18 protein-coding genes are annotated in these 13678 nt (G+C 66.7%); 14 read left to right on the forward strand and 4 right to left on the reverse strand.

What is annotated here, in order from left to right; translation table 11 throughout:
• Positions 1-124: 124 nt before the first annotated feature.
• Entirely contained in the window at positions 125-613 is a 489-nt protein-coding gene (locus PHA29_RS01460; RefSeq protein WP_270403606.1) for a prolyl-tRNA synthetase associated domain-containing protein, read from the reverse strand.
• Positions 614-775: 162 nt separating this feature from the next.
• Positions 776-1006, reverse strand: coding sequence for a type II toxin-antitoxin system RelE/ParE family toxin (locus tag PHA29_RS01465; RefSeq protein ID WP_270403605.1), 231 nt, complete (start codon positions 1004-1006; stop codon positions 776-778).
• Between PHA29_RS01465 and PHA29_RS01470 the strand changes: the two genes are divergently transcribed.
• The 3 genes from PHA29_RS01470 (at position 984) to PHA29_RS01480 (ending at position 3345) form a co-directional block, all read left to right on the forward strand.
• Entirely contained in the window at positions 984-1376 is a 393-nt protein-coding gene (locus PHA29_RS01470) for a hypothetical protein (RefSeq protein WP_270403604.1), read from the forward strand. The genes PHA29_RS01465 and PHA29_RS01470 overlap by 23 nt on opposite strands.
• A 94-nt stretch (positions 1377-1470) precedes the next feature.
• A complete protein-coding gene (locus PHA29_RS01475) occupies positions 1471-2478 on the forward strand; it encodes an MFS transporter (protein WP_270403603.1) in 1008 nt (335 codons plus the stop codon).
• A 306-nt stretch (positions 2479-2784) separates the two neighbouring features.
• Positions 2785-3345 carry a cysteine hydrolase family protein gene (locus PHA29_RS01480; protein WP_270403602.1) on the forward strand — a complete coding sequence of 187 codons (561 nt, stop codon included), beginning with the start codon at positions 2785-2787 and terminating at the stop codon, positions 3343-3345.
• 33 nt (positions 3346-3378) lie between these two features.
• Here the strand turns inward: PHA29_RS01480 and PHA29_RS01485 are convergent, their stop codons facing one another.
• Complete coding sequence (locus PHA29_RS01485) at positions 3379-3888, reverse strand: AAA family ATPase (RefSeq protein WP_270403601.1); 510 nt, start codon at positions 3886-3888, stop codon at positions 3379-3381.
• Between the two features lie 141 nt (positions 3889-4029).
• Here PHA29_RS01485 and PHA29_RS01490 point away from each other — a divergent pair, with 141 nt between their 5' ends.
• The 5 genes from PHA29_RS01490 (at position 4030) to PHA29_RS01510 (ending at position 6333) form a co-directional block, all read left to right on the forward strand.
• Entirely contained in the window at positions 4030-4533 is a 504-nt protein-coding gene (locus PHA29_RS01490; RefSeq protein WP_270403600.1) for a helix-turn-helix transcriptional regulator, read from the forward strand.
• A 3-nt stretch (positions 4534-4536) separates the two neighbouring features.
• Positions 4537-4863 (forward strand): hypothetical protein, encoded by a 327-nt coding sequence (locus PHA29_RS01495; protein WP_270403599.1) that lies wholly within the window; start codon positions 4537-4539, stop codon positions 4861-4863.
• A 102-nt stretch (positions 4864-4965) separates the two neighbouring features.
• Positions 4966-5658 carry an aspartate/glutamate racemase family protein gene (locus PHA29_RS01500; RefSeq protein ID WP_270403598.1) on the forward strand — a complete coding sequence of 231 codons (693 nt, stop codon included), beginning with the start codon at positions 4966-4968 and terminating at the stop codon, positions 5656-5658.
• A 119-nt stretch (positions 5659-5777) separates the two neighbouring features.
• Positions 5778-6023, forward strand: a complete 246-nt coding sequence (locus tag PHA29_RS01505; RefSeq protein WP_270403597.1) for a type II toxin-antitoxin system RelB/DinJ family antitoxin — start codon at positions 5778-5780, stop codon at positions 6021-6023.
• On the forward strand, positions 6013-6333 hold the full coding sequence (locus tag PHA29_RS01510) for a type II toxin-antitoxin system PemK/MazF family toxin (protein WP_270403596.1): 321 nt from the start codon (positions 6013-6015) through the stop codon (positions 6331-6333). The genes PHA29_RS01505 and PHA29_RS01510 overlap by 11 nt, the downstream gene beginning before the upstream one ends.
• Positions 6334-6647: 314 nt before the next feature.
• On the opposite strand, the gene PHA29_RS01515 is transcribed toward PHA29_RS01510, so the two are convergent.
• On the reverse strand, positions 6648-7028 hold the full coding sequence (locus PHA29_RS01515) for a hypothetical protein (protein ID WP_270847685.1): 381 nt from the start codon (positions 7026-7028) through the stop codon (positions 6648-6650).
• A gap of 120 nt (positions 7029-7148) precedes the next feature.
• On the opposite strand from PHA29_RS01515, the gene PHA29_RS01520 reads away from it, so the two are divergent.
• The 6 genes from PHA29_RS01520 to PHA29_RS01545 all read left to right on the forward strand — a co-directional run bounded on the left by PHA29_RS01520 (position 7149) and on the right by PHA29_RS01545 (position 13592).
• Positions 7149-7877 (forward strand): response regulator transcription factor, encoded by a 729-nt coding sequence (locus tag PHA29_RS01520; protein WP_270403594.1) that lies wholly within the window; start codon positions 7149-7151, stop codon positions 7875-7877.
• 237 nt (positions 7878-8114) lie between these two features.
• Positions 8115-9125 carry an ABC transporter ATP-binding protein gene (locus tag PHA29_RS01525; protein ID WP_270847686.1) on the forward strand — a complete coding sequence of 337 codons (1011 nt, stop codon included), beginning with the start codon at positions 8115-8117 and terminating at the stop codon, positions 9123-9125.
• A gap of 80 nt (positions 9126-9205) precedes the next feature.
• Complete coding sequence (locus PHA29_RS01530; protein WP_270847687.1) at positions 9206-10084, forward strand: hypothetical protein; 879 nt, start codon at positions 9206-9208, stop codon at positions 10082-10084.
• Positions 10085-10131: 47 nt separating this feature from the next.
• A complete protein-coding gene (locus PHA29_RS01535) occupies positions 10132-11037 on the forward strand; it encodes a sensor histidine kinase (protein ID WP_270847688.1) in 906 nt (301 codons plus the stop codon).
• 150 nt (positions 11038-11187) lie between these two features.
• Positions 11188-12411: a tRNA preQ1(34) S-adenosylmethionine ribosyltransferase-isomerase QueA gene (gene queA / locus PHA29_RS01540; RefSeq protein WP_270847689.1), complete on the forward strand. Its 1224-nt coding sequence runs from the start codon at positions 11188-11190 to the stop codon at positions 12409-12411.
• A gap of 152 nt (positions 12412-12563) precedes the next feature.
• Positions 12564-13592: a 3-deoxy-7-phosphoheptulonate synthase gene (locus tag PHA29_RS01545; protein ID WP_270403586.1), complete on the forward strand. Its 1029-nt coding sequence runs from the start codon at positions 12564-12566 to the stop codon at positions 13590-13592.
• Positions 13593-13678 lie beyond the last annotated feature (86 nt).

A 13678-nucleotide genomic window follows, 5' to 3' on the forward strand; every position in this document is an offset into this window, starting at 1 on the left:
CATGCCTATACCGTCTGACGTCCTCGCGCAATTCCAGAGGCTTCGGCGTGCGGTCGGAGCGGGGGATGTATGCATGCCCATGAGGCGCCATTGCCGAAAGCCCCTGGGTTTTATGCCCGCGCAGCTACAGGGCTGCCACGCATACCTTCGAGCCGTGCCGCGTCAGCAACTCAATGAGATCGTTTGTGGCAAGAAGAACCGTGGCGGTGTTTTCGCAGGGGTGCACGGCTACGCGTCCGGCATCGACGATTTCCTGGTCGATAACGATTCCTACGCGGTGTTCGACATCGTTGAGCGCGCCGAGCGGCGTGACCGATCCGGGGATGAGGCCGAGCATCGAGGCCAGGTCTCGGTCGCTCGCAAACGAGAGGCGCCGTGCACCCAGGCGCTCTTGGATTTCGCGGAGGGAAACGCGTTTTTGATCCGGCAAGACGACGAGATAGTATGCGCGGTGCTTGTCATCGCGCAGGAACAGGTTCTTGGCGCCGAATTCGCCATGGGGGATATGCGCGGCAATGGCCTGTGCCGCGGTGAAGACCGCGGCGTGCTCATAGAGCTCGTAGCTGATGCCTTCTCGATCGAGCAGCTGCAGGGTTTCCGTTTTTCCGTACACGGCGCCTCCCTTTGATTCGCCACATCGGTTGGTTGGGGACGTGTTCCGTTCAACCCATTCAGCATGTCGAGCAGGTCGGTTGGTTGGGGACGTGTTCCGTTCAGCCCATCTTGCATGTCGAACAGGTCGAAAAACCCGGGGGTTATTGTACGTCAATACCGCCTATCGGATGCCCTCGTAATGCGTCCACATGCGAACGACCTTGACTGTGCCTTGAAATTGCTCGCCGTCAAAGGCGACGGGGGTGGCATCAACGGTGTAGACAAAGCGGTGCTGGAGCGAGATGCGCCGCGTATAGAGCCCCTCTATACTGCCGACAAGGCCCTCAAAGGCAGGGGGCGTTGCAAACGGATCAGCGCGCACGACCTCGATGCGCCCTTCCTCCGACCCCATCACCAGCTCGCGCCTCCTTGCACGCGAGTACCTCGACGCGCTCGACGTGGCGCACCGCTACGTTGAACCGGCGATCCGCGAGGGCGTGGCCGACGGCACGGTGACCTCCGAATACCCGCGCGAGACCGCCGAGGTGATGCTCCTGCTTGCGAACCTCTGGATGGTGCCACTCTACCACCCGCTTGCCGACGAGGCGGAGTTCGAGCGCCGCGCGGCCGTGCTCGTGCGCGTAATGCACGCGCTCGGCGTTGACCTCGTAGACTGGGAGTCCTTCGACCCCACGCGCATGTGGGATGACTCCTGGGGCGAGCTCGCCCGTGATCTCGCGGGGGAGGGCGCTGTCGAGGACGGCGGCGATTCGCCGCAGTAAGCGGGGTTTTAATAGCCCATGAAAGACAGCCGCACAAGCGGCTTTCTTTCGAGCGAATATACATACCAATCGAATGTATGAAAGAGAGGAAGCGATGAAGAACAACAACGAGAAGAGGCCAACCGGGGAGAAGAAGCGCGCTGCTGGGAGAAATGCCGGCATTGCGACCCCGCGCTTCGCGGCGGTCATGGCGTCCCAGGCGGTCGGCTTGCTCGGCATGGAGATCCTGCAGTTCGTGCTGCCCCTGCACCTGCTCAACCTCACGGGGTCGGGCGCGCTCTACGGGGGCGTGGTCGCGGCGGGGTTCGTACCCTACACGCTGCTTGCGCCCGTGGGCGGTGTCATCGCCGATCGCACGCGCAAGCGGGGCGTGATGGTGGCCGTGGGCGCGGCGCTCGCGGCGGCGATGGCGGCCTGCCTCCCCCTCGCGGGGACGGCCGCGGTCGTGCCGGCGACGGTCGTCGTCCTCATGCTCGCCTTCGCGGCGCAGGCGCTCGAGCAGCCCTGCGTGCAGTCGGCGATTCCGCACCTTGTGGTGCCCGCCGAAGTCGAGCGCGCCGTGGCGCTCGTAAACCAGGTTGGCATGGTCACGGGTATCGGCGGGCCCGTGGTGGGCGGGCTGGCCTTCGGGTTTTTCGGCCTTGCGCCCATTGTCATTGTATGCGTTGCCTGTTTCGCGGCATCGGCTGTCGTGGCGGCTCTTTTCGTGCGTGTCCCCTATGAGCCGCCTATACGTACGGCGGGCGCCGTCGCCACCGCCCGCGCGGACCTCGCCGAGGCGCTTGCCTTCCTGCGCTCGAGCCCGCTCATGTGGCGCACCATCCTGGGCGCAACGCTCGTGAACCTTTTCGGGTCGTCGTTCTTCAACGTGTGCTCGCCCTATAGCGTCGTGGCCACCAGCTATCTGCAGATGAAGAGCCCCGGCACCCTCGTGGGCAAGGTCATGGCGCTCGCCCTCATGCTGGCAAACTTCGCCACGCCCCTAGGCCAGCTCGGTTACGGCGTGGCGCTCGGCTTGGTTTCTGCATGGGCGATTGCGCTTCTGGCGGCCGGTGCGACCGCCGTCGTCGCTGCGTGGCTCGCGAATGCCGCAAGGGCCTGACGGCGATGGGTTGGTTGGGGACGTGTTCCGTTCAACCCATTTTGGGTTGGTTGGGGACGTGTTCCGTTCAACCCATTTTGGGTTGGTTGGGGACGTGTTCCGTTCAACCCATTCGATCGCAACAGGATGGTGCCAGGTTCAATCTTGTCGACAAGAATGAACCTGGCGTTAACTTGCCATTGCGCACGAAATCAAGAAGCTGACGGGGCGCTAAGATGGGGGTTGATGTTCCGGCTCGCTAGGTGGAGCTTGTATAGGTGTGTTGGTTGATGGAAGGTTCCGTGAAGACGCGTGAGGGAAACAGATATGCAGATTGATAAGAACAAGACCGCGCTTTTGGTCATCGATGCCATCGAGGCGACGGGCGACGATACACTCTACGATCCGGAGACCGCGACTGGCGCCTATCGCGCCGCCGTGGCGCGCTCGGTCGCCGCCTGTCACGCTGCCGGCATCCCTGTCATCTTCTGCAACGACGCGCACGTTCCCGGGCTCGATCGAGAGCTGGAGCTTTGGGGCGAGCACGGCATCGCCGGCGCCATGCGCATCTTCCCCGAGATCGAGCGTGCCGACTCGGACATCGTCATCCCCAAGCGCCGCTACTCGGGTTTCTTCCAGACCGACCTCGACCTGACGCTTCGCGAGCTCGGCGCCACCTGTGTCATCGCCGTCGGCGCCGACACCAACATCTGCGTGCTGCACACGCTTGCCGACGCCTACTTCTTGAACTACGACTCGATCGTGGTGACCGATGCCACCATGACCTTCCTCTGCGGCACGCAGGAGGGTGCGCTCGAGCACTGCGAGAAGTGCTACGGCTCCGCGCTCTGCACGGTCGCCGAGCTGGAGGCCGTGCTCTCGGCGTAAGCCTCAGCGTTCAATCTTCCAAGGGCGAGGCGTTTACCCGCGCGTCCTGGTGATGCGCGCGGCGACTTCGTGTGGGGTGAGGCCGGTGGTGTCCACGAGCTCGGTGCCAAGGTCGCGGTAGCGCGGGAGGTAGGAGAGCGACCGCGCCACCGCCTCTTCGTCGCGCACGCCCGCGCGCACATCTCCCTCGATGCGGCGGCACAACTCGTCCTCTTGCGCAACTAGGGAGACGGTGCGGACCTCGACGCCGCACTCCTCGATGGGTAGCCGCCCGAGGATCTTGTCGATGATCGCGCGCTCGCGCATGACCCAGCAGAGGATGACGTTCTCGTATGCGCTGCTGCGCAGGAAGTTGCCGAGCAGGTGGCAGATGTTGTCGAGCACCATGCGCTTGGTCTCCTCTGTTACCTGGAACGGGTCGGCGCACCAGCACCAATCCCCGTCGAGCATGACGGAGGCGGGCAGCATCCGATTGAGCTCGCGGCAGACGGTGGTCTTTCCCACGCCCATGGGGCCGCCGATGAGATAGAGGGTCTTGGTCATGCGAGTTCCTCCGGGAAGCTTGGATAGTCGCAACTTATTATTGCAGGTAATCGCGCCTGTAAAGCACTTTATACTGCATCTTGTGCGCCCCGCGGCTACGTTGGGGTTGCAGGAGAGGCCGCGAGGGATGAGGAAGCGCGCATGGACGTCGGCAACCAGATCAGGGAGCGCAGGCAGGCGCTCGGTCTCTCCCAGGAGGAGCTCGCGCAGAGGCTCTACGTGAGCCGCGTCACGGTGAGCCACGGGGAGACGAACAAGACCCTGCCCGACGTCCAGAGCATGCTCCTGCTCGCGAACCTCTTCGGCACCACGATCGACGAGATGGTGAGAGGGGACGTGGACGAGATGCGCGAGATGGTCGAGAAGGACGAGCAGCAGAGGAAGGCCTTCGCGATAGCGCTGGGGGCGGTCGAGGTCACCGTCATCGGCGTGCTCGCCTTTATGGCTGTTGCAGGGAGAGACTACCTGGATTCGGCGCTGCGCCTGCTGCTGGCGGTGCTTGTGCTGGCGTCCGCCGTGGTCGCCCTCGTCGCTCGGCGCGGCGGGGAGGGCCGGGAGGCAAAGAGTGCGGCCGAGCTTCTGGGCGCGGCGTCAGGAGACCCGGTGGAGGCGGCGCAGGAGAGCGCCTCCGCCAACGTCATGTGATTGGTGCTCCAGGTGTTCGTGGGGCTCGCCGTGGGCATCGGCGTGCTGGTGATAGGCGGACTATTGCTCGACGTGCAGGATTTTACCGGGCTTGCGGCAGCCGTCGGTGGCGCCGCTGCGTTGGCGGCAGCGCAGATGCTGGGTCGATACACGCGCTCAGCGTGGACGGCGGCCGTCCTGCCGACGCTCTGGGTCGCGCTCGTTGTCATTCTCAGTGTTACGACGGGCAACTCCGTCACGCCGCGCAGATGGATCGCTGTCGCGGGTGTTGCGATCTCGTTCCTCGCGTTCTGGGCGATCGGGCGGGGGCGTAGGAAACAAACCATTTAAGGATTGTTGCGATACGGGTTCTTCTTTGCTGATAGGGCATGGCGACCTATCATCGTTGGAAATCGAGTGCCTAGGACGTTCCGGGCGAGGAGGCGCAGCGCAATGAAGGTCATCGGCCTTATCGGCGGCATGAGCTGGGCGAGTACGGTCACCTACTATCAGGTCATCAACCGCGTGGTGGCAGAGCAGCTGGGAGGGCTCCATTCCGCCCGCATCGTGTTGTATAGCGTGGATTTCGACGAGATCGAGCGCTGCCAGTCCTCTGGCGACTGGGGTCGTAGCGCCGAGATTCTTGCCGAGGCGGCGCGTGCCCTCGAGCGCGCTGGGGCAGACATGGTTCTCATCTGCACGAACACCATGCACAAGGTCGCGGGCGAGGTCGCGGCGGCGGTGAGCGTCCCGCTGCTCCATATCGCCGACATGACGGCAGACGAGCTCGATCATGCCGGCATCGCCACAGTGGGGCTTCTCGGCACACGCTACACCATGGAGCAGGACTTCTACACCGGTGTCCTCGAGAAGCGTGGGATTGCCATTCTCACGCCGGATGAGAAGGACCGCGAGCTCGTGAACCGGGTGATCTTCGACGAGCTCTGCTTGGGCGAGATCCGTGATGACTCGCGCGCCGAGTTCCTCCGCGTCATCGACGACCTCGCCGTGCGCGGGGCGCAGGGGGTCATCCTCGGCTGCACGGAGATCGGTCTGCTCGTCCACCCGGAGGACACGGACGTCCCGCTCTTTGACACGACGCTCATCCATGCGCGCGGGGCGGCGCTGAGGGCCCTCGAGGGCTGATCGTACAGAACCCGCGGCGCTTCGCGGCGATGGCTCTCGTCATCGCGTTCAAAGCAGACTGAGATAATGCAAGTTGGGTACAATGAATAGCAAATCTCAACAAAATGATGGAGGTTGTTATGAGTTCGCAGCTTGCTACACGAGTAGAAGATGCCGAAGCGGCGCGTTTCCGAGAGACGACCCGCCTGCTGGGCACGACGCCGGCGGATGCCATGCGCATCTTCGTGTCCGCGTTCAACGCCCATCGCGGATTTCCGTTTGACGTGCGCCTGCCCGAGCCCAAGGTCGAGGCATTCGCTTCCGAGCAGGAGGCGGCGGAGTTTTCAGATCGGCTCGCGCTGAGGATGATGAGCGATGCGCGGTGAGATCTGGACGATGCGAGATGACCTTTATGCGAGCAAGGCGCGACCGGTTGTCATCGTGCAAAGCGACGAGATAAGCGGCTTCGACTCAGTCGTGCTCTGCTTGATGACGACGTTCGAGAGCTCCGGCATGCCGACGCGCGTCAGAGTCGAGCCCTCCGCAGAAAACGGCCTCGAGCGCACGAGCTTCGTGATGACGGACAAGATCGCTTCGGTCAGTTGCGGCATGTTGGGTAAGCGAATCGGCATCTTGGAGAGAGACCGGATGGACGAGGTGACGGAGAAGCTCGCACTCGTTCTGGGGCTCTCATAGCCACGTTCTGCAAAGTATGGGAGTACATCGATCTTGCCGCTTGCGGCTACCGGGCACTCGCAGAAGCCGTTCTTGCCGATCGGCCGTACCGCATCGAGTGCCCCGCGCTTCTCATCTGCGGTGACCACGACGCTGCGGGTTCGGCCAAGCGCTGCAACCGAGCATGGGAAAGGCACGCGGGCCTTCCCATGAGGTGGATCGAAGGCGCGGGCCATAACGCCAACACCGATGCTCCGGAGTGTGTGAACAGACTGATCGAGCGATTCATTGCGGATATCGGACAACAATCGGCGTAGGGAAAATAGGGACTGTCCCTATTTTCCCGCGTTGCGCTGTCGCATGACGCGCTTCTTGGGCGCGCGGGCGGCCTGCTCGGCTTGCTTCAGGCGCTCGACGGCGGCAAGGGCTTCGGCGCCGGGGTCGGTGGGTTCGCTCGTGGTCGAGCCGCTGCGTCGGGTGCGCCGCTTGCCTGCAGCCATGCGTTTCAGTGCTTTCCGCTGCCCGCGGAAGATCAGAACGAGTGCGATGACGATGATGAGCGCGTAGCCGATGCCGTCGAAATCGAAGTAGACGATCGTGCCCTCCGGTGTGGTCTTCTGCACAAGTCCCATATCGGCCCATGCGCAGGTGGGGGAGACCAACATCGCAGCAGCCCCAAACGCTGCAATCCTCGAAAACGCCCTATCGACCATCATGCTTCCTCACCATGCAAAAATACCCCAGGGGTTATTTTACGCCTTTGGGGTTTTCGCGTCGGGCGGGCTACGCGGGGCATTCGTTATACTGGGGCGCAACTGATGCGAAGGGAGCCGTTCATGGGCGCGACGCGCGTGCTGATCGTCGAGGACGATGCCGATATCAACCAGATCGTCGCCACGCACCTGGCGCGGCATGGGATGGCCTGCGCGCAGGCGTTCTCCGGGAGCGAGGCGCGCCTGCTCATCGGGGGCGGCGAGGGCTCGCTCCCCTTCGATATCGTGGTGTGCGACCTGATGCTGCCCGGCATGCCCGGCGAGGGGCTCGTGGGGCTCATCCGCGAGCGCGACGCCCGCGTCTCCATCATCGTGATCTCCGCGCGCACGGCCGCCTCCGACCGCATCGACCTGCTCAAGCTCGGCGCGGACGATTACCTCATCAAGCCGTTCGACCTGGACGAGCTCGTCGCGCGCATCGAGGTCCAGCTGCGCCACCGCGGCGTCCCCGCATCGGAGGGCGCGGGCGGGGGCGTGCGGCCCGCGGACGCGGCGCTGCGCTTTCGCGCGTGGGAGCTCGACCCCGAGGCGCGCACGTTCTCCGCGGACGGGCGGGGAGTCGAGCTCACCCGCATCGAATTCAACATCCTGCAGGCGCTGATGGAGCACCCCCGCCGCGTGTTCTCCAAGCAGGAGCTCTTCGAGCGGGCGTGGGGCGAGCCCTACACCGCCGACGACAACACCGTGAACGTGCACGTGTCGAACATCCGCGCCAAGCTGCGCGCGACGGGCACCGAGGGTTACATCAAGACCGTGTGGGGCATGGGCTTCAAGCTGCAGCAGGACGAGTAGCGCCGTGCGGAGGGGTGCGCCACCGGGGACGGCTCCCCCGGCCCTGCGGGAAAATAGTGACAGGCACTTTTTTCCCACGACGCCGTTCCCCCGACGCGCCGAGCGCGCCGTCGGCATCTTTAGGCTTTCTTAATCCTTGGGAAAGACTTGCTCAAAGATCGTCCCCCATACTCATGCACGAGCGGCGGGGAAGGGACTCGGATGGCCCCGCCGCGGGGATGATTGATGGGAGCAACCATGAATGTGATCGATATCCGTGGGCTCACCAAGCGCTACGGGAAGACGTTCGCGGTCGAGCGCCTGGACATGCATGTGGCCGCGGGGGACATCTACGGCTTCGTGGGCAAGAACGGCGCGGGCAAGTCGACGACGATGAAGATGATCGCCGGGCTTGCCACGCCGAGCGCCGGACAGCTCGCGCTGTTCGGCGAGGACCGCTCGCACGTGGCGGGGAGCTTCTCGGGAGCGCCCTCGCGCATCGGCGCCCTGATCGAGGAGCCGGGCGTGCTGCCGAACTTCTCCGCGACGGAGAACATGATGATGAAGGCGCTCGCCATGGGCGTCGTCCGCCCGCGCGAGCAGGTGGACGACCTGCTCGCCCTCGTGGGGCTCGAGGGCGTCGGCCCGCGACGGGTGAAGAAGTTCTCCCTGGGTATGAAGCAGCGGCTGGGGCTCGCGCTCGCGCTCGTGGGCTCGCCCGACCTGCTGCTGCTCGACGAGCCGTTCAACGGCATGGATCCCGAGACGACGCGCGACCTGCGACGCGCCCTCGTGCGGCTCAACCGCGACCGCGGCGTGACGATCGTGATCTCGAGCCACGTGCTCGACCAGCTCATGCGCGTGTGCACGCGCTTCGGCGTCATCGCGGGCGGCCACATGGTGCGCGAGTTCACCGACGAGGAGCTGCATGCGGCCTGCGGCAGCTCGGTGCGCGTGAAGACGGCCGACCCGGCCCGCGCGCTCGCGATCCTGGAGGAGCGGCTGCCGGGGGCGACCTTCCGCGTGGAGCCCGACCAGGCGATCGTGGTCGGCGGGGGAGCGCGCCGGGCGACCTCCGCGTACGGCGGGGCGTCGAGCGATCCTGCGGCGTCGGGCGCGCCCTCGGTGGAGGACGTGTCGCGCGTGCTGCACGACGCCGGCCAGGTGGTGCTCGAGCTCACGGTGCTCGAGCGCGACATCGAGGACTACTTCGTCGAGCTCATGGACGGCGGCTCCCGCCCTGCGGCTCCCGCGCCCGAGGGGAGGTAGGCCGATGCTGGATTGCCTGATCGATTTTCTGCTCGAGCTCGTCCCGTCCCTGTTCTCGCGTCGCAAAGGAAGGTAGCGCCATGCTGAACCTCATCAAATCCGACCTGTACCGCATCACGCGCGCCCGCGGCCTGCGCGGCAGCTTCTGGCAGTACTCCCTCGCGATCGTCGCCGCGTACGCCGCCGTCGTGGCGCTGATGCTGTTCGCCAAGACACAGACCTACGCCGCGCTCTCGGAGGGGGCGGCAAATCCCGTGCCGTCCGATTTCGCCTCCTACACCGCGTACCTTGCGGACATGGCGAGCGGCATCGTCCCGCTGTGCGTCTGCTTCATGGTGGCGGAGCACGTCCTGCAGGAGTTCAAGGGCGGCTACGCCCGCACCGCGCTCAGCGCCCGCGTCGGCAGGCTCTCGTACGTCCTCGGCAAGGTGGCGTTCGCGGGCGTCCTGTCCGCGGTCATGCTGCTGCTCTCGATCGCGGTCATCACCGGGTGCGCATGGATCGGCGGGTACACGTTCGCGCAGGCCGACAGCCCGGTCGGGTTCCTGGGATGGCTCGGCGGCTACTGGCTCAACATCTGGGCGCTCGCCGTGCTCTCGCTCGTCCTCGTGTACGCCACGCGCGTCAGCCCTGTGAGCTACATCGGCGCGTTCTGCTTCTGCTTCGGGACGGTCTCGAGCCTGCTGAGCGGGCTGGCGTTCTCCTCGGGCGGCATCCTGCGCGTCATGCAGCCCGTCCGCCCCGCCCTCGAGACGCTCGCCGCGTGGCTGCCCTCTTCCTCGCTGGGCAACCTCAAGTTCGGCGGCGGCCTGTTCTGGATGTCGCCCGCCGACGTCTGGGGGGCATCGTCGCAGGCGCTGACCGTCGCGCCCGGCGTCCAGGCGCTGATCGCGGGCGTCATCTGGGTCGCGATCCCCGCCGCGGTCGTGCTCCTCATCGCCCGCGAGCGCGATATCTAGGGCAAGCGGCGCGCGGTCGGTTCCAGAATAATCGTTTGGAGACGCCCATGGATACGAGCCTGCTCGCCATCATCCTGCTTGTCGTCGGGGTCGGCATGGGCGCGCTGCTCGCGAGCGCGCGCTATCTCGGCGAGATGCGCCGCATCGCCCGCTTCCTGCGCGAACGCGATGCGGAGAGCAACGCGCGCGTGACGGCGGGGGCCGCGCCCGGCGTGACCGAGCTCGCCGACGCCGTCAACGCCGAGCTCGACCGCGGCGCGCAGGCCCATATCGAGGCGATGCGCCGCCAGCAGGAGTTCCAGCGCGACCTGTCGGCGCTGTCGCACGACATCCGCACGCCGCTCATGGGCGCGAAGGGCTACCTGCAGCTCGCGTGCGACGAGGGGGACCCGGAGGTGCGCGCCCGGCACCTGGAGGCGGCGGCGAGCCGCATCGATGCGACGACGGAGCTGCTCGACCAGCTGTTCGCCTACACGAAGTCGACCGACCCCGACCTCGCGCTCAAGATGGAGCCGGTGGCGCTCAAGCCCTTCGTGGAGGAGGTGCTGCTGGGGCAGTACCCCGCCTTCGAGGAGCGTGGCTGGGAGCCGGCCGTCTCCTTCGACGACGCGACCGTCACGGTCGAGGCGGACCGGGACGCGCTCGCGCGCATCTTCACGAACCTGACGGTGAACGCGCTGCGCCACGGGGCCGCGGCGCCGGCGATCGGGTGCCGGTGCGCGGGCGGCCATGCGGTCCTGCGCGTCGCGAACGCCGTCGCGGACCCGGGGGTCATCGATGCCGAGCGGCTCTTCGACCGGTTCTACCAGGCCGACGCGTCGCGCGGCGCGAAGGGCAGCGGACTCGGCCTGTCGGTGGCGGCGAACCTCGCGCATGCCATGGACATGGGGATCTCCGCCTCGCTCGAGGACGATGTGCTGTCCATCGCGCTCGACATGCACGCGCTTTCCTGACGGGGCGCCGGCGCGCCCCGTGCCGTGCCCGGCGGCGCTCCTGTCGATTTGCCGCTGTCCGCCCCGCGTCGGCCCGCCTGCGCGCCGTTGCGCTAGGATGGGGAGGTTCAAACGCGGCCGGGCTGCGGCCGCTTCGCGAAAGAGGACCCCATGCGCACCGACGATTTCGATTACGACCTGCCCGAAGAGCTCATCGCCCAGGCGCCGGCCGAGCCGCGCGACAGCTGCCGCCTGCTCGTGCTGGATCGCGCGGGCACCGCGTCAGAGGGCGACGGCAGGGTCGCGCTCGCCCACGGGGGCACCGTGGAGCACCGCATCTTCCGCGATATCGTCGACTACATCGAGCCCGGCGACGTCCTCGTGATCAACCGGACCCGCGTCATGCCCGCCCGCCTCGTCGGGCGCAAGGCGGCCACCGGCGGCGTCGCCGAGACGCTGCTGCTGCGCCGGCGCGAGGACATCGACCCTCTCGGGCACGTGTGGGAGTGCCTCGTCAACCCGGGGCGCCGCCTCAAGCCCGGCGCGGTCATCGAGTACCGCGCCGGCGGCCTGCACGCCCCCGAGTCGGCCCCGGTCGTGCTCACCGGCGAGGTCGTCGACTTCGTCCCCGAGAGCCGCGGCGGCCGCCTCGTGCGCTTCGCCCCCCGCGGCGAGGGCGCGTCCGGCGCGCCGCGCACCCTCGATGAGGCGATCCACGCGGCGGGCCACGTGCCGCTGCCGCCCTACATCACCGACTACCAGGGCGATCCCGAGAAGTACCAGACCGTCTACGCCATGGAGGAGGAGCACTCCGCCGCGGCGCCGACGGCCGGCCTGCACTTCACGCCCGAGCTCATGGAGCGCATCGAGGACAAGGGCGCGACCTTCGCGGCCGTGGAGCTCGAGGTGGGTATCGACACCTTCCGCCTGGTGGAGGAGGACGATCCCACCCAGCACGTGATGCACACCGAGCGCTACCACGTCCCCGAGGAGGTCGTCCGCGCCGTCCACGCCGCCAAGGCGGCGGGGCACCGGGTCATCGCGGTGGGGACGACGGCGGTGCGCTCGCTCGAGAGCGCCTTCGACGCGCAGGCGCCCGCGGCGGAGCCCCCCGTCACCGCGCGGTACTTCGAAGGGCGTCCGGACGGGGCCGACGTGCTCGGCCGCGGCGACATCACCCCGCGCGCGGACGCGACCACCGACCTCTTCCTCATGCCGGGTTCCACCTACCACGTGGTCGACGCCCTCATTACCAACTTCCACGTGCCGCGGTCCACGCTGATGATGCTCGTCTCCGCGTTCGCCTCCCGCGACCAGGTCATGGACGCCTACGCCGAGGCGGTGCACGAGTGCTACCGCTTCTTCAGCTTCGGCGACGCGATGCTCATCGAGTGACGGGTCCCGGCACGGGCCGCCGGGGCCGCTTGGCGGCGGGCCGATTATTTCCAATCGGGCAACGCGTGCGCGCGACGGTTGCCGCGCGGCGGCTCTTCGGGGGATAATCCCCTGCACATCCCTGTCGACCGACCGTTCGAGAAGGAGCGCCTATGTCCATGCGGTTCAAGCGCCTGCTGCCTATCCCCAAGGAGATCCGCGAGGAGATGCCGCTGTCGGCGGAGATGAGCGAGCGGAAGGTCTCCTTCGACGAGCAGGTCGCCGCGGTGCTCACCGGCGCCGACCCCCGTCTGCTGCTGATCTGCGGCCCGTGCTCGGCCGACCGCGAGGACTCGGTCCTCGAGTACGTCACCCGCCTCGCCGCCCTGGCGGACCGCGTGCGCGACCGGCTCCTCATCATCCCGCGCGTCTACACCAACAAGCCCCGCACGAAGGGCACCGGCTACAAGGGCCTGCTGCACAACCCCGATCCCGAGGCCGCGCCCAACCTGCTCGAGGGTGTGAAGGCCATCCGCCGCATGCACCTGCGGGTGGTCGAGGAGACCGGGATGTTCACCGCCGACGAGATGCTGTACCCCACCAACTACCAGTACCTCATCGACCTGCTCGGCTACATCGCGGTCGGCGCGCGCTCCGTGGAGAACCAGGAGCACCGCCTCGTGGCGTCGGGCGTGCCCATGCCGGTCGGCATGAAGAACCCCACGGGCGGGTCCACCGATGTGATGCTGAACTCGATCTACGCGGCGCAGCAGCCCCAGACCTTCATCTTCCGTAACTGGGAGGTCTCCACCACCGGCAACCCGCTCGCACATGCCGTGCTGCGCGGCTACATCGGAATGGACGGCCTCAACTACCCCAACTACCACTACGAGTACCTGGAGCGCCTCGCCGCGTCCTACACCGAGGCGGATTTCGCCAACCCCGCGGCGATCATCGACTGCAACCACGACAACTCGGGCAAGCGCCCGCTCGAGCAGATCCGCATCATGAAGGAGGTGCTCGACTCCATGCGCCGGTCCGAGCCCATCCGCAGGCTCGTGCGCGGCTTCATGGTGGAGAGCTACCTCGAGGACGGCAACCAGCCGCTCGACGGGGGCGTGTTCGGCAAGTCGATCACCGACGCGTGCCTGGGCTGGGACAAGACCGAGCGCCTGGTGCTCGAGATCGCCGACCGCATCTAGGCGCCCGCGCCGGATACCCGACCGCCGGGCCCGATTGCCGGGCCGGGCGGTATCATGGCGAGGACGCATCCCTTCCTGCGAAAGGC

It is taken from the genome of Candidatus Collinsella stercoripullorum, assembly GCF_027669965.1.
GTDB classification, from domain to species: Bacteria; Actinomycetota; Coriobacteriia; order Coriobacteriales; family Coriobacteriaceae; genus Collinsella; species Collinsella stercoripullorum.